Origin of the sequence: Belnapia mucosa (assembly GCF_016775475.1) — a bacterium.
Classification (GTDB): domain Bacteria; phylum Pseudomonadota; class Alphaproteobacteria; order Acetobacterales; family Acetobacteraceae; genus Belnapia; species Belnapia mucosa.
In genome coordinates, this window is record NZ_JAEUXJ010000001.1 from 214,454 (window position 1) to 239,856 (window position 25,403).

The window sequence follows — 25,403 nt, forward strand, 5'->3', positions numbered from 1 at the left end:
GGAGGGTGCGGCGATGAAGGTCCTGGTGGTCGGCGGCGGCGGGCGGGAACATGCGCTGTGCTGGGCCATCGCCCGTTCCCCCCTGCTCACGAAGCTCTATTGCGCCCCCGGCAATGCCGGCATCGCCGCGGTGGCGGAATGCGTGGCGCTCGGCGCCGAGGACATCCCCGGCCTGATCGGCTTCGCCGCGGCGCAGGGGATCGACCTGGTGGTGGTCGGGCCCGAGGCGCCGCTGACCCTCGGCCTCGCCGATGCCTGCGCCGCGGCCGGGCTGCGGTGCTTCGGCCCCGGCGCCGCAGCGGCCCGTCTGGAGGGCAGCAAGATCTTCACCCGCGAGGTTGCCGAGGCGGCTGGCGTGCCCGGCGCCATCTGGCGCCGGTTCGAGGCGCCGGATGCGGCGCTCGCCTGGGTTCGGCAGCAGGGCGCGCCGATCGTGGTCAAGGCCGATGGGCTGGCCGCCGGCAAGGGCGTGGTCGTCGCCGCGACGGTCGGGGAGGCGGAGGCGGCCATCCAGGCGATCATGGTGGACCGCATCCATGGCGCGTCCGGCGCCAGCCTGCTGATCGAGGAATGCCTGATCGGCCAGGAGATCTCCTTCTTCGCCCTTTGCGATGGCGAGACCGCCCTGCCGCTCGGCGCGGCGCAGGACCACAAGCGGGTCGGCGATGGCGATACCGGACCCAATACCGGCGGCATGGGCGCCTATACGCCGCCGCCCGTCTTCACGCCGGCGATGCAGGACCGGGTGATGGAGGAGATCATCCGCCCGACCCTGGCCGAGATGGCGCGGCGCGGCACGCCCTTCCGCGGCGTGCTCTTTGCCGGGCTGATGCTGACGGATGCGGGGCCGAAGCTGATCGAGTTCAATGTCCGCTTCGGCGATCCGGAATGCCAGGCGTTGATGATGCGGCTGCGCTCCGACCTGCTGGCCGCGCTGCTGGCGGCGGCGGAGGGGCGGCTCGGCGAGGTCGCGCTGGACTGGGACCCGCGGCCGAGCCTGACGGTGGTGATGGCCGCCGCCGGCTATCCCGGTGCGTATCGCAAGGTGACGGCGATCCGCGGCCTCGACCGCGCCGCCGCCATCCCGGGTGTCGAGGTCTTCCATGCCGGGACGAGCCTCGGTGCCGATGGCACGGTGCTGGCCCAGGGCGGGCGCGTGCTCGGCGTCACCGCCATCGGCGCGACGCTGCGGGAAGCGCGCGATGCGGCCTATCGCGCGGTGGATGCGATCGACTGGCCGGAAGGCTTCTGCCGCCGCGATATCGCGCACCGGGCGTTGTAACCGTAATGTTTAAATGGGCCGTAAACTGCTCGTAACGGGCAAGATATTGTCCAAGCACAGTATTGCGATGTCAAAGCGGTCTTGCCTGCCGGCCGGGCGAGCGTGTAGGGCTAGGGGCGTCAGGACGCTCGTCGTCCGCCAGGTCTTCGGGGCAGCCTGGGGCTCATGTCGTGGGGACGGCAGGGACCCGTAGGGGGGCAGGCTTCGGAACCCGGTAGTCCAGACCCGGTGGAGCGAATGGGGATGCCCAGAGGGACCAGGACATCGCGTGACGCCATGGGCTTCGGGGCGACGCGCATCGCGCGCCTCGCGCAGCCAGCCATGACGCTGTCGATGTTGGCCATGCTTGCAGCCTGCGGGCAGCAAGCCACGACTCGCCATGCCACCACCCATGTCGCGGTGACGCATGGCAATTACAACCGGCCTGCCAGCTATGATCCGCCCGGCCCTGCCGGCGATCCCTGGGGGCCCTATATCCGTCAGGCCTCGCGCCGCTTCGACGTGCCGGAGCGCTGGCTCCGCGAGGTGATGCGCCAGGAATCGGGCGGGCGCAGCAGCGCGACCAGCCCGGTCGGCGCCATGGGGCTGATGCAGGTCATGCCCGGCACCTATCGGGAACTGCAGTCGCGCTACGGCCTCGGCGACGATCCGTACCACCCGTACGACAGCATCATGGCGGGTGCGGCCTATATCCGCGAGATGTACGACCTCTACGGCTCGCCCGCCTTCCTTGCCGCCTATAATGCGGGGCCGCGGCGGCTGGAGGACTATCTCTGGAACAGCAAGGGGCTGCCGGCGGAGACGCGCAACTACGTCGCCCGAATCGGCCCCAATATCGTCGCCCACCACCCGAGCCGCCGCGCGGCGCCGGAGGTCTATGCGGCGGCCGAGATTCCGCTGAGCATCCCGCCGGGGCCCCGGCGGATGGACCAGGCGACGATGCTGGCGCTGCGTGAGCAGCGGCAGGCGGTCGATCCTGGCATCCAGGTCGCGCAGCTCCCGGCCGGGCCAGTGGTGCGCATGGAGCCGATCCCGGACGGCAGCACCTTCGCGCAATCCCTGCCGACCGCGCCGCAGCCCGGCTCCGCCCTCGTGGCGTCGGCGCCGGTGCAACTCGCCTCGCTCGACAGCGGCTCCGTCGTGCGGATGGATCCCATCCCGGACGGCTCCACCGCCGAGGGCGCCGTCCGCATCATGGAGTCGGAGGCGCGCAGCCAGGCCGAGACGCGCAGCATGCCCGAGCCGCGCAGCGTTTCGCTACCGCCGCCGGTCCAGCGTCCGACGCAGATGGCCGCGGTGATGGCGCCGCCGGTGCGCGCGGCCGCGCCCTCGGCCCGGCCTTCGGTGCTCGCCGCCGCCCATGCGGCGCCGGCGCCCCGGCAGCAGCAGGTCGCCATGGCCGCGGCGGCACCGGCCCCGGTCATGAACCAGCCCCAGCCGGTGATGGCGCGCGGCTTCGGCCTGCTGGGCACCGCCCAGGCCAGTCCGATCCCCGCCACTCTGCGGGCCACGACGCCGCGGCTGCAGCCGACGCCTGGCGCCTGGGCGGTGCAGGTGGGCGCCTTCGCCAGCCAGAACCTGGCGCGCGATGCCGCCAATACCGCCCGCGATGCGAGCGGCGGCCCCGGCGCCCGCGCCATGGTGCAGCCGGTCGCCGCCGGCCGGAGCACGCTCTACCGGGCCCGCGTCACCGGCCTCTCCCAGCCTGCGGCCCAGGCGGTCTGCGACCGGCTGCGCCGCAGCGGCGCCTGCATGGTGCTGTCGCCCGACGCACAGAGCTGACGGCGCCGGAACCCCGCCCCTCGGGGCGGGTTCAACGGTTTGCGGGGCCGGCACAGGCCGGCCCCATCGTCAGGCTGCGGAGGAAGGACGGGATGCGGACCACCGAGGACCTGATGGAGCTCGGCTTCCCGGAAGCCTGGCCCCTGCTGCATGCCGGCGGCGCCCCCGATGAGGACGATGCCGATCTCGACGAGGATGACGAAGACCTCGACGAGGACGAGGACGACGAAGACCTCGACGACGAGGACGATGAGGAACTCGACGACGAGGACGACGAAGACCTCGACGAGGAAGATGAGGAGGAGGAGTAGCCTCCCCGCTTCCTGAGCCCCCCTTGCCGTCCGGCCGCGCCTCGCTCAGGCTGGACGGCAGGATCAAAGGGGGAAGCTGCCAATGACTACTGCGCCGGTGATATCGGGATTCGCCTCACTCGATGCCCTGGTGCGGCCGCGCTCCGTCGCCGTCATCGGTGCCTCGGATGAGCCGGCCCGGATCGGCGGCCGCCCCATCGCTTATATGAAGGATCGCGGCTTCGCCGGCCCGATCTGGCCGGTGAACCCGAAGCGCCCGACCGTCCAGGGGCTTCCCGCCTTCGCCTCCATCGCCGAGCTGCCCGCCGCACCCGACGTCGCCATCATCGCCGTGCCGTCGGCGCTCGCCATCCAGGCGCTCGACGAGCTCGGCACCAAGGGCTGCCGCGCCGTCATCTGCTTCACCGCCGGCTTCGCCGAGATGGACGAGAAGGGGGCCGAAGAGCAGCAGCGGATGACGGCGGTCGCCCGCAAGCACGGCATCCGCCTGCTCGGCCCCAACTGCCTCGGCGTCTTCAACGACGCCATCCGCTTCTACGGCACCTTCACCGCGAGCTTCGAGAAGGGCTGGCCGATCCCCGGGCGCATCGGCATCGCCTCGCAATCCGGCGCCTATGGCACGCATATCTTCTCGGCGGCGCTCGACCGCGGCATCGGCACCCAGGTCTGCATCACCACAGGCAATGAGGCCGAGGTCGCGCTCGGCGACGTGCTGGGCTGGATGGCCCAGGCCCCCGAGGTCGATGTCATCTGCGCCTATGCCGAGGGTATCCGCGAGCGCGAGAGTTTCCTCGCCGCCCTCGACCTAGCGCGGCGCAACCGCAAGCCGATCGTGATGATGAAGGTCGGCCGCAGTCAATTGGGCGGCGCCGCGGCGCAGTCCCACACCGCCTCCATCGCCGGCGACGACGCCGTCACCCAGGCCGTGCTCGACGAATTCGGCGTGGTCCGGGCGCGGACGACGGAGGAGATGCTCGACATCGCCTATGCCGCGACGCGCCGCATCTACCCGGCCAAGAACACCCTCGGCGTGCTGACCGTCTCGGGCGGCGCCGGCGTGCTGATCTCGGACGCGGCCGAGGCCGCCGGCCTGCCCATGCCGCCCATGCCGGAGGAGGCGCAGGCGAAGCTGCGGGCGCTGATCCCCTTCTGCGCCCCGCGCAACCCGGTCGACTGCACCGCGCAGGTGACGAACGACCTGAAGCTCATCTCGACATTTGCCGAAAGTGTGGCCGTCGATGGTGGCTACAGCTCCATCCTTTCCTTCTGGTCGCAGACCGCCGCCGGCCGCAGCCTCGGGCCCAAGCTGCATGAGCAGATGCGGGCGATCCGCGAGGCGCATCCGGATCGGCTCTGGGTCATGTCCATGCTCGCGCCGAACAAGGTGCGCGATTACGAAGCGGATGGCTGGCTCTGCTTCGAGGACCCGTCGCGCGCCGTCGTCGCGATCGAGGCGATGGGCCGCTTCGGCGCCGCCTTCGCCAAGGCCGAGGCGCCGCAGCCCGAGATCCCGCTTCCCAAGGTCGAGCTGCCGCCGACCACGCCGAGCGAGGCCGTGGCCAAGTCGCTGCTGGACGCCGCCGGCGTGCCCGCCGTGCCGGAACATGCCGCGCCGGATAGCGAAGCCGCAGTCGCCGCGGCCGAGAGCATCGGCTACCCGGTGGTGCTGAAGATCCTCAGCCCCGACATCCTGCACAAGAGCGAAATCGGCGGCGTGCTGCTCGACATTGCCAATGCAGATCAGGTGAGGCAGGGCTTCGGGACCCTGCTCGACCGCGCCCGCCACCATGCGCCGGCGGCGCGGATCGAGGGCGTGCTTGTCGCCAAGCAGATCCCAACAAAGGGAGAAGGGGGCGCGGTCGAGATGGCGCTCGGCATCTTCCGCGACCCGGTCTTCGGCCCGGTGGCGATGGTGGGCCTGGGCGGCATCTTCATCGAGGTGCTGAAGGACGTTGCCTTCCGCCGCTGCCCCTTCGATACGGCGGAGGCGGAGCGGATGATCCGCTCGCTGCGCGGCTTCCCGCTGCTGGATGGCGCCCGCGGCCGGCCGAAGGCGGATGTGGCGGCGCTCGCCAAGGCGCTCTCGGCCCTCTCGGCCTTCGCCGTCGCGGCCGGGCCGCGGCTGGCGGGCGTCGACGTGAACCCGCTGCTGGTCCTGCCGGCCGGCCAGGGCTGTTATGCCGCTGATGCGGTGATCGAGGTTGGTGCGGCCTGATGGCCGGAGGCGCCATGGCGCCGGAGGTCTGAATCAGCCCGCCAGACATCAGATGGAGCGAAGCACTGAGATGGCCATCAACCATGACCACCTGATGAACTACCCGGTCCCGGAGGTCCGGCAGACCCTCCGTTGGCAGGATGTGGCGCTCTATAATTTCTCGATCGGCCTCGGGCAGGACCCGATGGACGAGAAGCAGCTCGACTTCGTCTATGAGCCGCGGCTGAAGGTCATGCCATCCATGCCGGTGGTGCTCGCCTCCCCGGGCTTCTGGGCGCGCAACCCGGATACCGGCATCGTCTGGCAGCAGATCCTCCATGGCGAGCAGGGCCTCGTCCTGCACCGGCCGCTGCCGACCGAGGGCGAGTTGATCGGCCGTACCCGCATCACCGGCTTGGTCGATCGCGGCGAGGGCAAGGGTGCGCTGATGTATTCCGAGCGCGAGATCCTCGACGCCAAGACGGGCGAGCTGCTGGCCACCACCACCTCAACCAGCTTCATGCGCGGCAATGGCGGCTTCGGCGGCCCGACCGGCCCGGTGAAGCAGCCGCATCCCGAGCCCCCGAGGGCGCCCGACATCACTCTCGACATGACGACCCGGCCGGAACAGGCGCTGGTCTATCGCCTCAATGCCGATCTCAACCCGCTGCATATCGACCCCGAGGTGGCGAAGGGGGCCGGCTTCCCGCGGCCGATCCTGCACGGGCTCTGCACCTTCGGCACGGGCTGCCACGCCCTGCTGCGGGCGCTTTGCGACTACGACACCACGCGCTTCGGCTCGATGGATCTGCGCTTCTCCTCTCCCGTCTTCCCCGGCGAGACCATCCGCACCGAGATCTGGCAGGAGGAGGGCGGCGCCGCCTTCCGCGCCCGGGTGGTGGAGCGGGACAAGCAGGTGATCAGCAATGGGCGCTTCCGCTTCGCCGGCTGAAATGGGCTGGAGGCTCGGGCCGGTTACCGTCTTCGACACCGAGACCACCGGGGCCGGCGCGGGCGACCGTGTCGTCTCCCTCGGCGCCGTGCGGCTGGATGCGGCGCTGGAGCCGGAGGAGACGCTGCACCTGGCCTTCGCCCCCGGCATGCCCTGCCATTGGGGTGCCATCCGGGTGCATGGCATGTCGGACGCCTTCCTCGCCCGGCACCCGCCCTTCGCCGCCCATGCCGGGGAGATCGCGGCTTTCTTCGGCGGCGAGGCCGCGGCGGCGCATAACCTGGCCTTCGACCGGCGCATGCTGGGCGGCGAATTCGCCCGGCTCGGCCTCGATCCGCCCTGGGCCGGCGGCTTCTGCACCATGCAGGCCTGGCGCCGCGCCTATCCGGGGGAGCGGGCCGGCCTCGCCCGGGCGGCCGAGGCCTGCGGCTTCGGGCGGGAGACGGCGCTGCATGGCGCGCTGGAGGATGCCTGGCTGGCCGTCCAGCTGCTCCGCCGGCTGCACGGAATGCCGCCGGTGCCGATGCGGCTGCACGGGATCACCAACGGCCCGGGCGAGGGGATCGCCGCCTGACCAGCCGACGGGGGCTGGACCGCCGGGCGAGGGGGCGTTACCCAAGGGCCTTCCCCCGGGAGGGATCGGATGATCAACAAGATCGTGCAGTCGGTCGCGGATGCTTTGGCCGGCGTGAAGGATGGGTCCACCGTATTGATCGGCGGCTTCGGCAGCGTCGGCCAGCCCGATGTGCTGATCGAGGGCCTGATCGAGCAGGGTGCGAAGGACCTCACCATCGTGCTGAACAATGCCGGCTCGGGCCGCGTCGGCGTGGCCAAGCTGATGGAGCAGGGCCAGGTGCGGAAGATCGTCTGCTCCTTCCCCCGCAGCAAGGACCCGGTGGTCTTCGAGACCCTTTACCGCGAGGGCAAGATCGAGCTGGAGCTGGTCCCCCAGGGCACGCTCGCCGAGCGCATCCGCGCCGCCGGCGCCGGCATCCCCGCCTTCTACACCGCGACGGCGGCCGGCACGCTGCTGGCCCGCGGCAAGGAAAGCCGGGAATTCGAGGGCAAGACCTATGTGATGGAGCGCGCCCTTAAGGCCGATGTCGCACTGGTCGAGGCCTGGGAGGCCGACCGCTGGGGCAACCTCGTCTACCGGGGGTCGGGGGGCAACTTCAACCCGATCATGGCCATGGCCGCCGAGCTGACCATCGCCCAGGCGCAGCACATCCGTGAACTCGGCGAGCTGCATCCGCATATGATCGGCACGCCCGGCGTCTATGTGAACCGCGTGGTCCAGGTGGATCGCGGCGGCGACTGGCTGAAGCCCGAGCAGGTCTGAGAGGAGCACGCGACATGCCCTTCAACCGCGACCAGATGGCCGCCCGCCTCGCCGATGACGTGCCAGAAGGCTGGTGCGTCAACCTCGGCATCGGCATGCCGACCATGGTGGCCAATTACGTCCCGCCCACGCGGGAGGTGATCTTCCAGTCCGAGAACGGCGTCATCGGCATGGGCCCGGCGCCGAAGGAAGGCCAGGAGGACCCCTGGCTCATCAATGCCGGCAAGCAGCTCATCACCCTCGCCAAGGGCGCCAGCTTCGTCGGCCATGCCGACAGCTTCGCCATGATCCGCGGCGGGCATATCGACCTCTGCGTCCTTGGCGGCTTCGAGGTGGCGGAGAATGGCGACCTCGCCAACTGGGCGACCAGCGAGAACGACACGGCGCCCGCCGTCGGCGGCGCCATGGACCTCGCGGCCGGGGCCAAGCGCCTCTGGGTCATCATGGAGCACACGACGAAGGACGGCCGCCCGAAGATCGTCGAGCGCTGTGGCTACCCGCTGACCGGCCTCGCCTGCGTCAACCGCGTCTACACCAACCTCGCCGTGCTCGACGTCGTGGAAGGGAAGGGCTTCGTCGTGCGCGACCTGGCGCCGGGTGTGACGCTGGAAGAGGTGCAGGCCAAGACCGGCGCCACGCTGCACACCCAATGAGCGCGGCGCTCAGCGGGGAGGACCGCGCCGAATCCATCCGCATGATCCGGGACAGCGCCGCCGCGGTGGCGCCCCCGGGCGGCGACATGAAGCGGGTGCGCGAGCTCCGCTTCCAGACCCCCGGCTTCGACCCGGCGGTGCTGCGCCAGACGGGCGAGATGGGCTGGATCGGCCTCCGCCTGCCGGACGCGGCCGGCGGCGCCGGCCTCGGCCTCGGCGAGGCCTGCGCGCTGGCCGAGGAACTGGGCGGTGCCCTGGTGCCGGAGCCGCTGATCCCCGCGATGCTCTCGGCCTCCCTGCTCGCCGCCGTCGGCGCCGGCCCGCTGGAGCGGGTGCTGACCGGCGAGGCGCTGGTGCTGACTGCCTGGCAGGAGCGGCCCGATACGCTGGAGGTGCCGGGCAGCCCCGACGCGCCCCGCCGCTTCCTCCCCATGGCCGCCGGCGCCGCAAGTTTCCTGCTGCCGGTCCGCGAGGGCGGCCGCATCGCCCTCTACGAGCAGCAGGCCGGCGCCGGCCTCACGACCGAGCAGACCCAGGATGGCGGCCATGTCGGCACGCTGGAGCCGAATCTCGGCACGGCCACGCGCATCGCCGACGATATCGGCGAGGCGCTGTCGCTGGCGCTCGACGAGGCCGCGCTGCTGACCTCGGCCTACCTGCTGGGCGGCATGGACCGCGCCTTCGCCATGACGCTCGATTACCTGAAGACGCGGCAGCAATTCGGCAAGATCATCGGCACCTTCCAGGCGCTGCAGCACAAGGCGGCGGATGTGCGGATGCAGATCGCGCTGACGCGGGCCAGCATCGAGGCCGCGGCCGCGACGATCGATGACGGCGCCAGCGGCGATGCCCGCCGCGCCGTCATCTCCCGCGCCAAAGCCCGCGCCGCGAGCTCCTCCATGCTGGTGACGCGTGAATGCATCCAGCTGCATGGCGGCATCGGCTACACCGACCAGTATGATGTCGGCCTGTACCTGCGGAAGGCCATGGTGATGGCCAACCTCTACGGCAGCGCCGCCCTGCATCGCCGCCGCTTCATGGCCGTCGCCCCGGAGGTCGAGGAATGAGCGAGCCCATCGCCCGCATCGTCTCGGAGCGCGAGGGCGGCGTCCTCGTCCTGACGCTCGACCAGCCGGCGCGCCGCAATGCGCTGGCCATGCCGCTCCGCGTGCAGATGATCGAGGCGCTGCGCGCCGCGCAGGGCGACAAGGCGACGCGTGCCATTGTCGTCACCGGCGCGGGCGGGCATTTCTGCTCCGGCGGCGACATCTCGGGGATGGACGTGAACTCGGCCATGGAAGGGCGCGAGCGCATGCGCCTCTCGCATGAGCTCATCCGGCTGATGGTCCTCGGCAGCGTGCCCGTCGTCGCCGCCATTGAGGGCTATTGCGTCGGCGCCGGCCTCTCCATCGCCTGCGCCTCCGACACCGTAGTGGCGGCCGAGGACGCGCGGCTTGCCGCCGGCTTCGGCAAGATCGGGCTGATGGCCGATCTCGGCCTGCCGCATACCCTGCCGCTGCGCGTCGGCCAGGGGAAGGCGCGGCAGATCCTGCTCTACCACAACCAGATGACGGCGACCGAGGCGGAGCGCATCGGCCTCGTCGACCATGTCGTGCCCAAGGGCCATGCCCTGGCGACGGCGATGGAGAAGGCCCGCTTCCTCGCCGAGCAGGCTCCCGCGCCGATGGCGCTGACCAAGCAGATGCTGGGCGAGGGCCTTGACCGCGCGCTGGAGCAGGAGCGCCACTTCCAGTCGACGCTGTTCCTCACCAAGGATTTCGCCGAAGGCCGCGCTGCCTTCCTCGGTAAGCGCACGCCCGCCTTCAAGGGAGACTGAGCCGATGGACGCCATCCGCATCCCCGCCCCGGCCGAGCTCGACGCGCTCGACGACGAGCATTTCCGCCAGGTGGTCCGCGCCTTCCTGCACGAGAACTACCCCGACGACCTGCGCAACCCGCCGAAGCGCCTGCACTGGGACGAGAACCGGCCCTGGTACATGAAGCTCGCCGAGCGCGGCTGGCTCTGCCCCGGCTGGCCGAAGGAGCATGGCGGCCTTGGCCTCTCGCCCGCCAAGCAGATCATCCTCACCGAGGAGTATGAGCGCTACGGCGTGGCGCGGACCAACGACCATGGCATCGTCATGCTCGGCCCGCTCGTCATTAAGTATGGGACCGAGGAGCAGAAGCAGCGCTTCCTGCCGAAGATCCTGACCGGCGAGCATATCTGGTGCCAGGGCTACTCGGAGCCCAATGCCGGCTCCGACCTCGCCGCGCTCCGCACCGAGGCGGTGTTGGACGGCGACGAGTATGTCGTCAACGGCCAGAAGATCTGGACCACGCTGGCGACCGACGCCAACTGGATCTTCCTCCTCGTCCGCACCGACAAGCAGGCGAAGAAGCAGGAGGGCATCTCCTTCCTGCTGGTGGACATGAAGACGCCCGGCATCATCATCCGGCCGATCATCAACCTCGAGATGCATGACGAGTTCTGCGAGGTCTTCTTCGACAATGTCCGCGTGCCCGCCGCCAACCTGGTCGGCCAGCTCAACAAGGGCTGGGACATGGCGAAGGCGCTGCTCGGCTTCGAGCGCATCTTCCTCGGCTCGCCGCGCCAGTCCGGCTACGCCCTGTCGCGCCTCAATATCCTCGCCGAGCGCATGGGCGTCTGGGAGGATGCCGAGTTCCAGGACCGCTACGCCCGCCTCCGCCTCGAATTCGAGGACCTGAAGGCGCTCTACGGTACCTTCGTCGAGAAGCTGAAGCGCGGCGAGAGCCTCGGCCCGGATGTCTCCATGCTGAAGATCATCCAGACCGAGCTGTTCCAAAAGATCACCGACACCATGCTCGAGATCGCCGGTGAGAATGCCGGGCTGCTGGAGCCGATGGAGGGCAACCGCGACCTCAATATCGGCGGCCTCTTCATCCAGGCCCGGCCGGCGACGATCTATGGCGGCTCGAACGAGATCCAGCGGAACATCCTGGCGAAGAACGTGCTCGGCCTCCCCGGCTGAGCACGCCCTCCCTCAGGCCACGACCGCGCCGCTATCGACCGGTATCACCTGCCCGGTGACGATCCGGCTCTCCTCCGAGGCGAGCCAGAGCGCGGCCTGCGCCATGTCCATCGGCTGGCCGAGGCCGAGCAGATGCCCCTCGGCCACCTGTCGCGCCGCCGCATTGCCAGCGAGCAGCTGCTCGACCCGCGGCGTTAAGGTGACGCAGGGCGCGATGGCATTCACCCGCACCCGCTGCGCCGCGTATTCGACCGCGAGTGAGCGGGTCAGCGCTGCGACGCCGCCCTTGGCCGCGGTGTAGCAATCCCGCCCCGGGAAACCCATCAGCGCCACGATGGACGACATGTTGATCACCGAGCCGCCGCCCGAGGCGATGATGGCCGGGATGCCGAAGCGGCAGCCGAGGAAGGTGCCGAAGAGGTCTAGGGTGATCGCCCGCCAGAACTCGCTGATCGGCGCCTCCACCACCGTCGCATCCTCGAGGGTCGAGCCGCCGGCATTGTTGTGCAGCACGTCAAGCCGCCCCCAATGCTGCACCGTGCGCCGGATGGCGGCTTCCACCTGCGCCTCCTCCCGCACATCGGTCGGGATGGCGATGGCCTCACCCCCGGCGGCCAGGATGCGCTGCGCCGTCTCCTCGCCGGTGGTACGGTCGATCTCGGCGATAACGACCCGCGCGCCTTCGCGCGCGAACAGCTCCGCCGTGGCGCGGCCGATGCCGGTGCCCGCGCCGGTAATGAAGACGACCTTGCCGTTCAGCCGTGCCATGCCTGCTTCCTTCCCCTGTCGGCCGACTATGGGCGCCCGGATTGCGATGCGGCAAGGGACCGGCCATGCCGGGAACCGAAGCTGTTCGCTATCGTTCCGGGCGCGCTCCCGCAGGATAGACATGATGGCGAGACCGGACAGCCGAGGCGCCGGCCGCGCGCTCGACGCGCTCAATTTCTGCCTCGCCGATGTGCGGGATGGGCTCGGCCCCTATCTGGCGATCTACCTGTTGGCGGTGCATCACTGGGATCAGGCAAGCATCGGCATCGCGCTCTCCGCCTCCGCCATCGCCGGGCTGTTTGGCGCGCTCTTCCCCATCGTCACCGCTGACTTTTCGCTGGCCGCCATTGCCGCGGTGGGCACGCTGCTGTTCTGGTGGATGATGCCCGAGACGAGCCCCGCCCGATGACACCACCCGACCTGACCCGCATCGCCGCTATCCTGGTTTTCCTCGCCACCTATGCGGTGGTCGCGGTGGGGCGCGTGCCGGGGCTGCGGCTGGATCGCACCGGCGCGGCGGTGCTGGGCGGGGCGCTGATGGTCGCCTGCGGCGCGCTGACCGAGCGCCAGGCCTTCAAGGCCATCGATCTCGGCACCCTCGCCCTGCTGCTGGGGATGATGCTGCTGGTCGCCAATCTGCGGCTGGCCGGCTTCTTCCGGCTGGTCACGGTAATGGCGGCGGCGCGGGCCCGCCATCCGGCAACGCTGCTGGCGGCGGTGGTGCTGGTCAGCGGCGGTCTCTCGGCGGTGCTGGTGAACGACACGGTCTGCCTCGCGGTCACGCCGCTGGTCGTGGCGCTCGCGCGGCATCTGCGGCGGGACCCGCTGCCCTATCTGCTGGCGGTCGCCATGGCGGCCAATATCGGCAGCGCCGCGACCGTCACCGGCAATCCGCAGAACATGATCGTCGGCGGCTTCTCGCATCTCTCCTGGGCGGAATTCGCCCTGGCCCTCACGCCGGTCGCGGCGTTCGGGCTGCTCGCCTGCTTCCTCATCATCCTGCTGCTGCATCCGGGTGAATTCCTCGTCGCCCGCCTGCCCGTGCCGGAGCCGACGCCGCTGCCCCGCATCCATCGGGCGCTCGCGGTGAAATCGGCGCTGGTCGCGCTCGGCGTCGTCACCGCCTTCCTCGCCGGCGTGCCGGTGGCGCTGGCCAGCCTGCTGGGCGGGTCGCTGCTGCTGCTGACACGGCGCGTGAAGCCGGAGAAGGTCTGGCGCGAGGTGGACTGGCCGCTGCTGGCGATGTTCGCCGGCCTCTTCGTCGTGGTGGACGGGCTGGAACGCGTGATGCTGACGCCGGAGGTGCTGGCTGCCGCCGGCCGGCTGCATCTGGAGAACCCGCTCTCGCTGACCGTGGTGACGACGCTGCTCTCCAGCCTCGTCAGCAATGTCCCTGCGGTGCTGGTGCTGAAGCCCTTCATCGAGCCATTGGCCGATCCGCAGCGCGCCTGGCTGCTGGTCGCCATGGCCTCCACCATGGCGGGCAACCTGACCCTGGTCGGCTCCGTCGCCAACCTCATCGTCGCCCAGCGCGCCGCCGCCGAAGGCGTGCAGATCGGCTTCTGGCGCTATGCCCGCACCGGCATTCCGGTGACCTTGGCGACGCTGGCGATCGGGCTATGGTGGCGCTGAACGGGAAGGGGAAGCGCATCATGGCACGCCAGCTGTTCGAGCTCTGCGGCACCGATCCGGCGCGGCGCTTCAGTCCCTATTGCTGGCGCAGCCGCATGGCGCTGGCCCATAAGGGGCTGGAGGCGGAGGTGGTGCCCTGGCGCTTCACCGAGAAGGCGGCGATCGCCTTCGCCGAGAGCGACAAGGTGCCGGTGCTGGTCGATGGCGAGCGGCGCGTCGCCGATAGCTGGGCCATCGCCGAATATCTCGACGCCGCCTATCCGGATGCGCCGCGGCTGTTTGCCGGGGCGCCGGCGGCGCAGCGCTTCGTCAATACCTGGTCGGATGGCGTGCTGCTGCCGGCGCTGGCCAAGCTCATCGTCTCCGACATCCCGCCGCTGCTGGGGGCGGAGGACCGCGCCTATTTCATCGAGAGCCGGGAGAAGCGCTTCGGCCAGCCGCTCGACCAGGTGACGGCGGGGCGGGAGGCGCGGCTGCCGGAATTCCGCGCCCTGCTGATGCCGCTGCGCCTGCTGCTGCGTGCCCAACCCTTTCTCGGCGGCGCCGCGCCGGATTACGGCGACTACTGCGTCTTCGGCACGCTGATGTGGCCGCGCATCGTCAGCCCGCTGCCGCTGCTGGAGCCGGGCGATGCCGTGCATGCCTGGCAGGAGCGGATGCTGGACCTGTTCGGCGGCCTCGCCCGGGCGGCTCCCGCCGCTGCGGCCTAGTCTTCGGCGAGGCCGAGGAAGCGCAGCACCTCGGCCCGCACCGGCGCCACCGGCCGCAGCAGGCCGGCGAAGGCGCCGATGGTCATCACATGCCCGACCTGCGGGTAGTAGTGCTCCTCCACCCGATGGCCGGCGGCCCGCAGCGCCGCCGCCAGCCGCGCGGTATTGGCCGGCCGCACCGTGTCGTCGTCGAGCCCCGTCGCCAGCAGCATCGGCGGCGCGCCCGGCCCGACATGGTTGATCGGCTGGGTATCCGGCCAGCCGACCTCGGGCCCGAAGATCGCCTGCAGCCGCTTCCCCGTCAGCGGCAGGAAGTCATAGGGGCCTGAGAGGCCGATCGCCCCGGCCAGGTCGCGCCCCGGCTGCAGCCCGACCGCGCCCAGCCAGCGCCCGTCCAGCGCCAGCATGGCGGCGATATAGGCCCCGGCCGAATGCCCCATGAGGAAGAGCCGCGCCCCCGGCGCCCGGTCGCGCACCCAGCGCACCGCCCGGGCCGAATCCTCGAGGAAGGCCGGATACCCCGCCTCGGGCCAAAGCCTATAGGCCGGGATCGCCACCCGCACCCCGCGCCGCGCCAGGACTGTGCCGAGGAAGCGGTAATCGGCCGGGCTGCCGCTGTCCCAGCCGCCGCCATGCAGGAAGACCAGCACCGGCGCATCCAGCGCAGGCTCCTCCGGCTCATAAAGGTCGAGGGTGAGGCGATCCGTATAGGGGACGTTCCGCTCCACCCGCACCCCGCCCGCGGAGGCGAGGCCGTTCAGCAGATCCGCCCCGGAGCAGCCGCCAAGCAGCAGGAGCAGGGCGAGGGCGAGCGATCGCGAAATGCGATCAATCGCTCGTCGAAACTCGTTGGACGACAGGGCCGGGGAGGGGCTTCGATCGGGGCAACAGGGTGGAACCATGATGTCCTATGCGGCCGGCCCGGCAAGGGCCGCTTCCAGCAGGCCAATGAAGGCCATGGCAGCCGGCGAGAGCCGGCTTCCCCGCAATTGCACGATCCCCACTTCCCGCACCAGCGGCGGATCCGTGATCGGCAGCACCCGCAGCCCGGCCGGGCGCCGCCGTGGCAGGGCCAGTTCCGGGATCACCGCCACCCCCAGCCCCTGGGCCGCGAGTGCGATCGCCGTCGCCGGCATCTGCACCTCGCAGCGGGGATCGAAGGAGGTGCCGATGCTGGCCGCCGCCTCCTCCACCATCGCCCGCATGGTGTTGGTGCCGCTGGTGATCACGATCGGCAGCCGGCCGAGCGCCGCGAGCGGCAGGCTGCGCGCACCCTTCGGGACCAGGCGCGGCACGGCCAGCGCCAGGATCGCCTCCTCCCGCAGCGGGGTGAAGCTGAGGCTCGGCGCATGGGCCGGGCGCGGGCCGATGCCGAATTCCAGATCCTGCCGCCGCACCCCTTCCAGCACCGCCGCCTGCGGCATCTCCCGCACATGCATCCCCACCTGCGGATATGCCCGGTGGAAGGCGGCGAGCAGCGGCGGCAGCACCGTCTCCGCGATATGCGGCGGGCAGCCGAGGGCGAGCCGCCCCGCCTCCATCGCCGCCGCGGCCCGCACCCGGCGCAGCCCCGCCTCCAGCTCGGCATTGGCGCGGCGGGCATGGGGCAGCAGCGCCTCGCCCTGCGGGGTCAGGCCGACGGCCCGGGTGGTGCGGTGGAAGAGGGGCGCGCCGAGCTGCCCCTCCAGCTCCCGCACCTGCAGGCTGAGCGCGGATTGCGAGCGGCCGGACAGCTCCGCCGCGCGGCGGAAGCTGCGGTGCTCGGCCACCAGCAGGAAGGCGTTCAGCAGCTTGAGGTTGACGGGCATGGAGGGCGCAGCGTGACATCGCAACGAGAGGCCGTCGAGGCCAGGGCAGCGCGCCCGCAGCGGAGCGAGCTGTCGGTTCCGGCGACCTCCGGCCGGTTCTTCGCCAAGGCGGCGGCTAGCGCGGCGGATGCCATCGTCCTCGACCTTGAGGATGGCGTGGCACCTGGCCGCAAGGAGGAGGCGCGCGCCGCCGCCATCGCCGCCCTGAACGAGGTGGATTGGGGCCCGCGCATCATGTCGGTCCGGGTGAACGGCATCGGCACGCCCTGGTGCCATCGCGACATCATCGAGGTGGCCGAGGCCTGCCCGCGCCTCGACCGCATCGTGCTGCCCAAGGCCGGCGAGGCTTTCGATATCCGCTTCCTCTCCACGCTGCTCGATGGTGTCGAAGCGGCGACCGAGCGTCCGCGCATTGGCATCGCCGCGCTGGTCGAGACCGCGAAGGGCGTGGGACGCGCCGAGGAGATCGCCGAGGCGCATCCCCGTGTCGAGACGGTGATCTTCGGCCTCGGCGACTACATGCGGGAGATGCGGACGCCGGATACGGTCGTCGGCCTGCCCAACCCGGATTACGCGCTGGCGGGCGCCGCCAACGACCAGTGGCATTACGCGCTGGCCCGCATCGCCAATGCCTGCCGGGCGGCGGGCGTGCGGCCGATCGATGCCGTCTATGCCGATTTCCGCGACGCGGCAGGGCTCCGCGCCTCGGCCATCCGCTCGCGGGCGCTCGGCTACGAGGGGAAATGGGCGATCCACCCCGACCAGATCGACCCGATCAACACGGTCTTCTCGCCGGATGAGGCGCGGATCGCATGGGCCAGGAAAGTGCTCGGGGTGTTGGCCCGAGCAGAGGCGGCAGGCGCCGGCGCGGCAGCGGAGGATGGAATGATGGTCGATGCGGTGCATGCGCTGATGGCGCGCGACATCCTGCGGCAGGCGGGGCTGGCGGCATGAGCGAGCTGACGATGCCAATGGCCGGCGTGAAGGTGCTCGACATCGCCACCTTCCTCGCCGCGCCCTTCGCCGGCACCATCCTCGCCGATTTCGGCGCGACGGTGCTGAAGATCGAGCATCCGAAGCTCGGCGACCCGATGCGCGCCTTCGGCACGCCGACGGAGTGCGGCGACACCCTCGCCTGGCTGAGCGAGGCGCGGAACAAGCAGTGCATGACGCTCGACCTCCGCCACCCGGAGGGTGCCGCGGTGTTCCGCAAGCTGATCGCGCAATCCGACGTGCTGCTCGAGAATTTCCGCCCCGGCACGCTGGAGAAGTGGGGGCTCGGCCCCGATGCGCTGCGGGAGATCAACCCGAGGCTCGTCGTGCTGCGGGTCAGCGCCTATGGCCAGACCGGGCCGCGGCGCGGCCTGCCGGGCTTCGCCCGCGTGGCGCATGGCTTCGGCGGGCTCAGCTTCCTCGCCGGCGAGCCGGACGGTAAGCCCGTCGTGCCCGGCTCCACCTCGCTCGCCGACTATCTCTCGGGCATCTGGGGCGCGCTCGGCGTGCTGATGGCGCTGCGCGTCGCCGAGCGCACGGGGCAGGGGCAGGATGTCGATATCGGCCTCTACGAGAGCGTCTTCCGCCTGCTCGACGAGATCGCGCCGGCCTATGCCAAGACCGGCTTCATCCGCGAGCGCATGGGCGCCGACGTGCCGACCGTGGTGCCGCACGGCCATTGGCAGACCAGCGAAGGCCGCTGGGTGGCGATCGCCTGCACCAGCGACAAGATCTTCGCCCGTCTCGCCGAGGCCATGGGCCGACCGGAGCTGACCGCGCCCGACCGCTTCGAGAAGACCGCCCAGCGCATCGCCAACCGCTCGGAGGTGAACGGCATCGTCGCCGACTGGGCGGCGGGGATGACGATGGAGCAGCTCGGCGCTGCCTGCGACGCCGCGGACGTGCCCTGGGGCCCGATCAACAGCATCGCCGACATCTTCGCCGACCCGCATATCGCGGCACGCGAGAACATCCTGCGCGTCATCGACGAGCGGGCCGGCGAGCTGGCGCTGCCGGCGCCGGTGCCGCGGCTGACGGAGACGCCGCCGACATTCCGCCATGCCGGGCGGGCGCGCGGCGCCGACACGCAGGACATCCTGAGCAATTGGCTGGGCATGGTGGCCGAGGACATCGCCGCGCTGCGGCAGTCCGGCGCCATCTAGGCCAGGGAGGAATGACATGAACCGCACGATCAAGATGGTGGGCTTCCTGCAGGCGCAGAATTGTTCCATCGCACCCGGCTCCTGGCGGCATCCCGCCGCGGCGACGGATTTCCTGACGCCGGACTACTTCACCCGCGTCGCGCGCATCCTGGAGGAGGGCAAGTTCCACCTGGCCTTCTTCGACGACCGGCTGGCCATGCCCGATATCTATGGGCGGGACCATGTGGCAGCCGTCGAGAACGGCATCCGCGTCGTCAAGATGGACCCGGCGACGATCCTCGCCGTCATGTCGCAGGTGACGAGCCGGCTCGGCCTCGGCGGCACCTATTCGACGACCTATTACGAGCCGTTCCATGTGGCGCGGCTGTTCGGCACGCTCGACCTGATGACGCGGGGCCGCGCGGCCTGGAACGTCGTCACCTCGCTCAATGACAGCGAGGCGGCGAATTTCGGCCGCACCGAGCATCTCGAGCACGACCTCCGCTACGACCGCGCCGATGAGTTCATGGAAGCGGTCATGGGCCATTGGGATAGCTGGGACGACGACGCCATCCTGCTCGACAAGGAGAGCGGCCGCTTCGCCGATGCGTCCAAGGTCCGGCCCGTGCGCTACGAGGGCAAGTTCTTCCGCACCCACGGCCCGTTGCCGGTACCGCGGAGCCCGCAGGGCCATCCGGTGCTGATCCAGGCCGGGCAGTCCGGCCGCGGCCGCCGCTTCGCCGGGCGCTGGGGCGAGCTGATCTTCGTCGTCTACCCGAATATCGAGGCGGGGAAGAAGCAATATGCCGACCTCAAGCGCGCCGTCGCTGAATCCGGCCGCAACCCGGACGAGGTGACGGTCGCCCCCGCCGTCTATGTCAACGTCGCCGAGACCGAGGCGCTGGCCGAGGAGAAGCGCCGCTTCACCGAGGCGCTGGCGACGGCGGAGGACGGCGTGGTGCTGCTCTCCGAGGCGCTCAATTTCGACTTCGCCTCGAAGCCGATGGACGAGCCCTTCACCGATGCGGAGCTCGCCGGCCTCTCCTGGGGCGGCTTCAAGGACCGCATCGTCATGCTGAGCGGCAAGCAGAACCCGACGGTGCGCGACTTCGTCACTTTCTCCGGCCGCGGCACCACACGCGAATTCCCCAATTTCACCGGCACGCCGAAGCAGGTGGTGGACCAGATGCAGACTTGGTTCGAGGGCCGCGCCTGCGACGGCTTCGTCCTCGTCGCCTCTCAGAATCCCGGCTCCTTCGAGGATTTCACCCGGCTGGTGGTGCCGGAGATGCAGCGGCGCGGCCTGTATCACAAGGACTATGCCGGCAGCACGCTGCGCGAGAATCTCGGCCTGCAACGGCCGCAACATGGCGAATGGAGGAAGGCACAATGAGGAAGGCGATTCTCGGCCGGCGGGGGCTGGCCGCGGCCGGCATCGGGTTGCTTGCCGCGCCCGCGGTGCGCGCACAGGGCAATTGGCCCGAGCGCACGGTGCGCCTTGTCGTCGCCTATGCGCCAGGCGGCGGCACCGACCTCACCTCCCGCGCGATGGCGGAGGCGCTGACCGCGCGCCTCGGCCAGACCTTCGTCGTCGAGAACCGGCCGGGCGCCAATGGCATCGTCGGCTCGGAGGCCGTGGCGCGCAGCTCGCCCGATGGCTACACCTTCGTCACCGTCACCAGCACCCATGTGATGAACCGCCACATGGTGCCGAACCTGCCCTTCGACCCGACGAATGACTTCACCCCGATCGCGCTGATGGCACGCTACCCGCTGGTGCTGATGGCGAATACAGACGCGCCTTTCAAGGACGTCCCGAGCCTCATCGCCTATGCCAAGACGCGGCCGAAGGGCGAGATCGCGCAGGCAACCTCCGATGCGCAATCCTCCTACGCCGCCAATCAATTCGCCAAGGCCGCCGGCATCGACCTGACCGAGGTGCCCTATCGCGGCAGCGGCGCCTATCTCGGCGACCTCACCGGCGGGCACCTCAAGCTTGCCTGGGGCAGCACGGCGACGGCCATGCCGCTGCTGCCGGGCGGCAAGGTGAAGGTGATCGCCGTCACCTCGCCGGAGCGGTCCGGCTTCCTGCCGGACAGCCCGACCCTCGTTGAATGCGGCCTGCCCGACTGCACCTTCATCGGCTGGGTCGGGATCTTCGGCCCGGCAAAGCTGCCGGTGGAGATCGCCCGCCGCTTCAACCGCGCCTGCGTCGAGGTCAGCGCGACGCCCGCCATGCAGGAGAAATTCAGGGCCATGGCCTCAGACCCTGCGCCGATGGATTTGGAGGCGCTGGCCGCCACGCTGCGCGACGACGACGCCCGCTGGGCCAAGGCCGCCAAGGAAGGGTTGTTGCCCCGCCAATGAAAACCTTCACCATGCTCTCGACGAGCGGCATCCTCGGCTATGGCTATGCCGAGGAGTCGCTCCGCATCGGGATGAGCCGCCAGCCGCAGGTTATCGGCTGCGACGGCGGCTCGACGGACCCAGGGCCGCACTATCTCGGTGCCGGCACCTCCTTCTGCTCGCGCCTCTCGGTCAAGCGCGACTTCCGGCTGATGCTGCAGGCGGCCGTCGCCGCCGGCATCCCCTGCATCATCGGCACCTCGGGCGGGGCAGGGGGCGAGCCGCATCTGCAGAGCATGGCGGCGCTGGCGCGGGAGATCGCGCGGGAGGAGGGCCTGTCCTTCCGCATGGCGCTGATCCATGCCGAGCAGGACAAGGCGATGCTCGGCAGCCGCCTCGACCGGACGAAGCCGCTGGCGAAGCTGCCGCCGCTCGACGCGGCGACGATCGACCGCGCCACGCGCATCGTCGGCATGATGGGGCCGGAGCCGATCGCCCGCGCGCTCGATGGCGGCGCGCAGGTGATCCTCGCCGGCCGCAGCAGCGACCCGGCGCAATGGGCCGCCCCCGCCATCCGCGCCGGCATGGCGCCGGCGCCCTCCTGGTATGCCGGCAAGATGCTGGAATGCGGCGCCGAGCCGACGACGCCGAAGGAGCCGGACTGCCTGCTGGTGACGATCGAGGGCGATCACCTGGTCTGCGAGCCGCCCAACCCGATCCGCCGCTGCACGCCGCTCTCGGTCGCCAATTTCGCGCTGCATGAGAATTCCAGCCCGACCCACCATGTGGAGCCGGGCGGCCTGCTCGACACCTCGGACGTCACCTTCACCCCCGTCTCCGACCGCGCGGTGCAGGTCGCCGGCATGCGCTGGACTCCGGCCGAGACCTACACGGTGAAGCTGGAAGGGGTGGAGCTGGCCGGCTACCGCGCCATCACCATCTGCGCCACGCGGGACCCGGTGCTGATCGGCCAGATCGACGACTACCTCGCCACGCACCGGGCCAAGGTCGAGGCCAAGGCCGCCTCCTTCGGCGTCTCGGCGGAGCGCTACCGCATGGCCGTCCGCGTCATCGGGCGGGATGCGGTGATGGCGGGGTGGGAACCGGTGAAGTCCGTCTCCTCGCACGAGCTCGGCTTCGTCATCGAGGTGCTGGCCGACGAGCAGGAGGTGGCGAATGCCGTGCTCGCCATGGCCCGCACCAGCCTGCTGCATGCCGACTTCCCCGGCCGGCTCTGCAAGGAGGGCAACATGGCCTTCCCCTTCTCGCCGTCCGACATTCCGCTCGGCGAGCTCTACCGGTTCAGCATCTTCCACACCCTCGCGGTGGACGACCCCTGCGCCCTCTTCCCCATCGAATACGAGAGCGTGTGATGCCCCGGATCCGCGACATCGCCCAGATCTGCAAGAGCAAGAATGCCGGGCCCTTCATGGTCACGATCGACGTGCTGTTCGAGGACCCGGCCTTGTACCGCCGGGTCAAGGCGACCGGCGTGCTGAGCGCCGCGCTCTTCGCCCGGCTCTACGGCGTGGCGGAGGGGGATGTGCTCTTCACCCCCTACGACACCGCCTCCGCCTTCAAGGCGACGCTGCCGCGCCTGGTGCCGGCCGGCGACTTCGGCGACACCGATGTCTACGGCGCGCAGCAGCATGCCCCGCTGCTGGATGTGGAGGTGCCGCTTTGACTTGTCATGGCCAGCCCTGACCCGGCCATCTCGCCGCGGGGCCAGGATGCGCGGGTCAGGCCCGCGCATGACGGAATAATCAGCGCCACTCCCGCAGGATGACCTCCGTCGTCACCGCCTCCACCTGCTGGCCGTAGCGTTCGTTGTAGAGCGTCAGCAGCGCGTCATGCGTGCGGTCGGAGGAGCTGCACAGCGCGTCGGTCGGGATCACAACCCGGTAGCCGAGATCGACCGCACCAAGCACGGCGGCGAGGACGCAGACATCCGTCTCCGCCCCGCTGATGATCAGTGTCTCGATCCCCCGCTTCTGCAGGCGCGGATGCAGCGTGCCGCAGACCCAGGGCGAATAGACCGCCTTGTCGAAAACCTCGGCCGGCGGGACCAGCCGCGCGAGCGGCGGCATCAGGTCCAGCGCACCCTCCGGCAGCTGCTCCCGTGTCATCTTGGGCCAGCGTTCCCAGTAGCGGCGCCAGGTGCCGGTGCCCTCGCCGGGGCGGGCGGCGGGGATGAAGCGGGTGAAGATGGTGCGGTCCGGATGGGCGGCGGCCAGCCGCTCCACCATCGGCACCACCCGCTCCATCCAGGGCGTGTGCCATTCCGTATGCCCGGCAAAGAGATTCTGCATGTCGATGCAGAGATGCAGGCAGCGTTCGTCCAGCGGTCCGTAATGGAGTTCATCTTGTGCCATGGCCGCTGAACGACGAAGCCGTGGTCGGGATGCACTCTACTCCGGCACGTTCCGCCGCAATTCCTCCAACCAGGCCCGCGCATTGCCATCGGACGGCGCCCGCCAGTCGCCGCGCGGCGAGAGCGAGCCGCCGGCGGCGACCTTCGGCCCGTTCGGCATGGCGCTGCGCTTGAACTGGCTGAAGCCGAAGAAGCGTTGCAGGAAGACCTCCAGCCAGTGGCGGATGGTCGGCAGGTCATAGGCGTTGCGCTTCGCCTCGGGGAAATGCGGCGGCCAGTTGCCGCGCGCCGCATCGCCCCAGGCCTGCAGGGCGAGGAAGGCGATCTTCGACGGCCTGAAACCGTACCGAAGCGTGTAGTAGAGGTTGAAGTCCTGCAGCGCATAGGGGCCGACCTTGGCCTCGGTACTCTGCAGGGCCTTGCCGTCCTCGGCCGGCACCAGTTCCGGCGAAATCTCGGTATCGAGGATGGCGCCCAGCACCTCGCCCACCTCGGCGCTGAACTGATCGGTGGCGATGACCCAGCGGATCAGGTGCTGGATCAGCGTCTTCGGCACGCCGGCATTGACGTTGTAATGCGACATCTGGTCGCCGACGCCATAGGTGCACCAGCCCAGCGCGAGTTCGGACAGGTCGCCGGTGCCGAGCACGATGCCGTCCACGTAATTGGCGGCGCGGAACAGGTAGTCGGTCCGCAGCCCCGCCTGGACGTTCTCGAAGGTGATGTCATAGACCGGCTCCCCCTTGGCGAAGGGATGGCCGAGATCGCCCAGCATCTGCCGCGCCGCCGGGCGAATATCCAGCTCCCGCGCCTCGATGCCGAGGCTCGCCATCAGCCGGTGCGCATTGCCCTTCGTGCCCTCCGAGGTGCCGAAGCCCGGCATGGTGAAGCCGAGGATGTCGGTGCGGGGCCGGCCCAGCAGGTCCATCGCCCGGGCGGCCACGATCAGCGCCTGGGTGCTGTCGAGCCCGCCCGAGACGCCGATGACGATGCGCTTGATCCGCGCCGCCTCCATCCGCTGCACGAGGCCGGCGACCTGGATGTTGTACGCCTCGTAGCAATCCTGGGCGAGCCGCTCGGGATGGGCGGGCACGAAGGGGAAGCGCTCGATCGGCCGGGCGAAGCCGATATCCTCCATCGGCGGGTCGAGCCGGAAGGGGATGCGACGGAAGCCGGCCGCCGCCGGGGTGTTGCGCCGGTTGTCGTCAAAGGTGCCCTGGCGCATCCGTTCCTGCCGGAGCAGGTCGAGGTCGATATCGGCGACGGCCATCTGAGCGTCGCGCGGGAAGCGTGGCGTCTCGGCCAGGAGGGCGCCATTCTCCCAGATCTCGGCTTGGCCATCCCAGGAGACCTCGGTGGTCGATTCGCCCGCCCCGGCGGCGGTATAGGCATAGGCGGCGAGGCAGCGGGCGGATTGCGACTGGCAGAGCATCCGCCGCGTCTCCGCCTTGCCGATGGTGATCGGGCTGCCGGAGATGTTCAGCAGCACCGTCGCACCCGCCAGGGCCGCCGGCCCGCTGGGCGGGATCGGCACCCAGAAATCCTCGCAGATCTCGGTATGGATCAGCAGGCCGGGGACATCCTCCGCCTCGAAGATCAGCCCGGCGGTGAAGGGCGCCACCTGGCCGGCGAGGCGGATATCGCCCTCCGGCGCGCCATCGCCCTGGGCGAGCTGGCGCTTCTCGTAGAATTCACGATAGGTCGGCAGATAGGTCTTCGGCACCACGCCGAGCAGCCGGCCCCGATGGATGACCAGCGCGGTGTTATAGACCCGCCCGGCATGGCGCAGCGGGGCGCCGACCACCAGCAGCGGCCGGAGGGTGCGGGAGGCTTCGAGCAGGTCGCCCGCCGCCCGCTCCACCGCATCCAGCAGCGCGTCCTGCAGCAGCAGGTCCTCGATCGAGTAGCCGGAGAGGGCAAGCTCCGGGAAGACGGCGACCGCCGCCCCGCGGGTATCGGCTTCCCGCGCGACCTTGAGGATCGAGGCCGCATTCGTCGGCGGATCGGCCAGCGAAGTGCGGATGGTGCAGGCGGCGACCCGGGCGAAGCCGTGCCGGTAGAGTGAGGTGAAGGGCGTCATCCTGGGGAGGATAACGCCGCTTCGCGGGA

Annotated in this window: 25 protein-coding genes; 20 read left to right on the top strand and 5 right to left on the bottom strand. The window is 70.4% G+C overall.

Annotation, left to right across the window (positions count from 1 at the left end):
• The first annotated feature begins 13 nt into the window (after positions 1 to 13).
• From purD to JMJ55_RS01070, 11 genes are all read left to right on the top strand, one after another.
• Complete coding sequence (purD, locus tag JMJ55_RS01020) at positions 14 to 1,282, top strand: phosphoribosylamine--glycine ligase (RefSeq protein WP_202823625.1); 1,269 nt, start codon at positions 14 to 16, stop codon at positions 1,280 to 1,282.
• Between the two features lie 243 nt (positions 1,283 to 1,525).
• Positions 1,526 to 3,064 carry a transglycosylase SLT domain-containing protein gene (locus JMJ55_RS01025; protein ID WP_236033309.1) on the top strand — a complete coding sequence of 513 codons (1,539 nt, stop codon included), beginning with the start codon at positions 1,526 to 1,528 and terminating at the stop codon, positions 3,062 to 3,064.
• A 92-nt stretch (positions 3,065 to 3,156) separates the two neighbouring features.
• On the top strand, positions 3,157 to 3,375 hold the full coding sequence (locus JMJ55_RS01030) for a hypothetical protein (RefSeq protein ID WP_202823627.1): 219 nt from the start codon (positions 3,157 to 3,159) through the stop codon (positions 3,373 to 3,375).
• Positions 3,376 to 3,457: 82 nt separating this feature from the next.
• A complete protein-coding gene (locus tag JMJ55_RS01035; protein ID WP_202823628.1) occupies positions 3,458 to 5,590 on the top strand; it encodes an acetate--CoA ligase family protein in 2,133 nt (710 codons plus the stop codon).
• 70 nt (positions 5,591 to 5,660) lie between these two features.
• Positions 5,661 to 6,521, top strand: coding sequence for a MaoC family dehydratase (locus tag JMJ55_RS01040; protein ID WP_202823629.1), 861 nt, complete (start codon positions 5,661 to 5,663; stop codon positions 6,519 to 6,521).
• A 1-nt stretch (position 6,522) separates the two neighbouring features.
• Entirely contained in the window at positions 6,523 to 7,095 is a 573-nt protein-coding gene (locus tag JMJ55_RS01045; protein WP_202823630.1) for a 3'-5' exonuclease, read from the top strand.
• Positions 7,096 to 7,164: 69 nt separating this feature from the next.
• On the top strand, positions 7,165 to 7,860 hold the full coding sequence (locus tag JMJ55_RS01050) for a 3-oxoacid CoA-transferase subunit A (RefSeq protein WP_202823631.1): 696 nt from the start codon (positions 7,165 to 7,167) through the stop codon (positions 7,858 to 7,860).
• A 14-nt stretch (positions 7,861 to 7,874) separates the two neighbouring features.
• Entirely contained in the window at positions 7,875 to 8,513 is a 639-nt protein-coding gene (locus JMJ55_RS01055; RefSeq protein WP_043359562.1) for a 3-oxoacid CoA-transferase subunit B, read from the top strand.
• Positions 8,510 to 9,580 (top strand): acyl-CoA dehydrogenase, encoded by a 1,071-nt coding sequence (locus JMJ55_RS01060; protein WP_202823632.1) that lies wholly within the window; start codon positions 8,510 to 8,512, stop codon positions 9,578 to 9,580. Before JMJ55_RS01055 ends, JMJ55_RS01060 begins: the two co-directional genes overlap by 4 nt.
• The gene (locus tag JMJ55_RS01065; RefSeq protein ID WP_202823633.1) at positions 9,577 to 10,350 is read left to right on the top strand and encodes an enoyl-CoA hydratase/isomerase family protein; all 774 of its coding nucleotides are present in this window, start codon (positions 9,577 to 9,579) and stop codon (positions 10,348 to 10,350) included. Before JMJ55_RS01060 ends, JMJ55_RS01065 begins: the two co-directional genes overlap by 4 nt.
• Positions 10,351 to 10,354: 4 nt before the next feature.
• On the top strand, positions 10,355 to 11,524 hold the full coding sequence (locus JMJ55_RS01070; RefSeq protein WP_202823634.1) for an acyl-CoA dehydrogenase family protein: 1,170 nt from the start codon (positions 10,355 to 10,357) through the stop codon (positions 11,522 to 11,524).
• A gap of 12 nt (positions 11,525 to 11,536) precedes the next feature.
• Here the strand turns inward: JMJ55_RS01070 and JMJ55_RS01075 are convergent, their stop codons facing one another.
• On the bottom strand, positions 11,537 to 12,292 hold the full coding sequence (locus JMJ55_RS01075; RefSeq protein WP_202823635.1) for an SDR family NAD(P)-dependent oxidoreductase: 756 nt from the start codon (positions 12,290 to 12,292) through the stop codon (positions 11,537 to 11,539).
• 121 nt (positions 12,293 to 12,413) lie between these two features.
• On the opposite strand from JMJ55_RS01075, the gene JMJ55_RS01080 reads away from it, so the two are divergent.
• The 3 genes from JMJ55_RS01080 to JMJ55_RS01090 are packed head-to-tail and all read left to right on the top strand — an operon-like array spanning position 12,414 to position 14,634.
• Positions 12,414 to 12,701, top strand: coding sequence for a hypothetical protein (locus tag JMJ55_RS01080; protein ID WP_202823636.1), 288 nt, complete (start codon positions 12,414 to 12,416; stop codon positions 12,699 to 12,701).
• Complete coding sequence (locus JMJ55_RS01085) at positions 12,698 to 13,924, top strand: anion transporter (RefSeq protein WP_202823637.1); 1,227 nt, start codon at positions 12,698 to 12,700, stop codon at positions 13,922 to 13,924. Before JMJ55_RS01080 ends, JMJ55_RS01085 begins: the two co-directional genes overlap by 4 nt.
• A gap of 20 nt (positions 13,925 to 13,944) precedes the next feature.
• Entirely contained in the window at positions 13,945 to 14,634 is a 690-nt protein-coding gene (locus JMJ55_RS01090; RefSeq protein WP_202823638.1) for a glutathione S-transferase family protein, read from the top strand.
• Here JMJ55_RS01090 and JMJ55_RS01095 read toward each other — a convergent pair.
• Together JMJ55_RS01095 and JMJ55_RS01100 are read right to left on the bottom strand one after the other, a co-directional pair.
• Positions 14,631 to 15,536, bottom strand: a complete 906-nt coding sequence (locus JMJ55_RS01095) for an alpha/beta hydrolase (RefSeq protein WP_202823639.1) — start codon at positions 15,534 to 15,536, stop codon at positions 14,631 to 14,633. The two genes, JMJ55_RS01090 and JMJ55_RS01095, sit on opposite strands and share 4 nt — an antisense overlap.
• Positions 15,537 to 15,542: 6 nt before the next feature.
• Positions 15,543 to 16,442 carry a LysR family transcriptional regulator gene (locus JMJ55_RS01100; protein WP_202823640.1) on the bottom strand — a complete coding sequence of 300 codons (900 nt, stop codon included), beginning with the start codon at positions 16,440 to 16,442 and terminating at the stop codon, positions 15,543 to 15,545.
• Positions 16,443 to 16,454: 12 nt separating this feature from the next.
• On the opposite strand from JMJ55_RS01100, the gene JMJ55_RS01105 reads away from it, so the two are divergent.
• From JMJ55_RS01105 to JMJ55_RS01130, 6 genes are read left to right on the top strand one after another with little or no spacing between them, the layout of a single operon-like run.
• On the top strand, positions 16,455 to 17,396 hold the full coding sequence (locus JMJ55_RS01105) for an HpcH/HpaI aldolase/citrate lyase family protein (protein WP_202823641.1): 942 nt from the start codon (positions 16,455 to 16,457) through the stop codon (positions 17,394 to 17,396).
• Positions 17,393 to 18,598, top strand: a complete 1,206-nt coding sequence (locus tag JMJ55_RS01110) for a CaiB/BaiF CoA transferase family protein (RefSeq protein WP_202823642.1) — start codon at positions 17,393 to 17,395, stop codon at positions 18,596 to 18,598. Before JMJ55_RS01105 ends, JMJ55_RS01110 begins: the two co-directional genes overlap by 4 nt.
• A gap of 16 nt (positions 18,599 to 18,614) precedes the next feature.
• Complete coding sequence (locus JMJ55_RS01115; protein WP_202823643.1) at positions 18,615 to 19,970, top strand: LLM class flavin-dependent oxidoreductase; 1,356 nt, start codon at positions 18,615 to 18,617, stop codon at positions 19,968 to 19,970.
• A complete protein-coding gene (locus tag JMJ55_RS01120) occupies positions 19,967 to 20,944 on the top strand; it encodes a Bug family tripartite tricarboxylate transporter substrate binding protein (RefSeq protein ID WP_202823644.1) in 978 nt (325 codons plus the stop codon). The genes JMJ55_RS01115 and JMJ55_RS01120 overlap by 4 nt, the downstream gene beginning before the upstream one ends.
• An 11-nt stretch (positions 20,945 to 20,955) precedes the next feature.
• Complete coding sequence (locus JMJ55_RS01125) at positions 20,956 to 22,296, top strand: acyclic terpene utilization AtuA family protein (RefSeq protein WP_202823645.1); 1,341 nt, start codon at positions 20,956 to 20,958, stop codon at positions 22,294 to 22,296.
• On the top strand, positions 22,296 to 22,607 hold the full coding sequence (locus JMJ55_RS01130; protein WP_202823646.1) for a DUF4387 domain-containing protein: 312 nt from the start codon (positions 22,296 to 22,298) through the stop codon (positions 22,605 to 22,607). The genes JMJ55_RS01125 and JMJ55_RS01130 overlap by 1 nt, the downstream gene beginning before the upstream one ends.
• A 79-nt stretch (positions 22,608 to 22,686) precedes the next feature.
• Here JMJ55_RS01130 and JMJ55_RS01135 read toward each other — a convergent pair whose 3' ends face one another.
• Together JMJ55_RS01135 and JMJ55_RS01140 are read right to left on the bottom strand one after the other, a co-directional pair.
• Entirely contained in the window at positions 22,687 to 23,295 is a 609-nt protein-coding gene (locus JMJ55_RS01135) for a cysteine hydrolase family protein (protein ID WP_202823647.1), read from the bottom strand.
• A 36-nt stretch (positions 23,296 to 23,331) separates the two neighbouring features.
• Positions 23,332 to 25,374: an NAD(+) synthase gene (locus tag JMJ55_RS01140; RefSeq protein WP_202823648.1), complete on the bottom strand. Its 2,043-nt coding sequence runs from the start codon at positions 25,372 to 25,374 to the stop codon at positions 23,332 to 23,334.
• Positions 25,375 to 25,403: the final 29 nt, after the last annotated feature.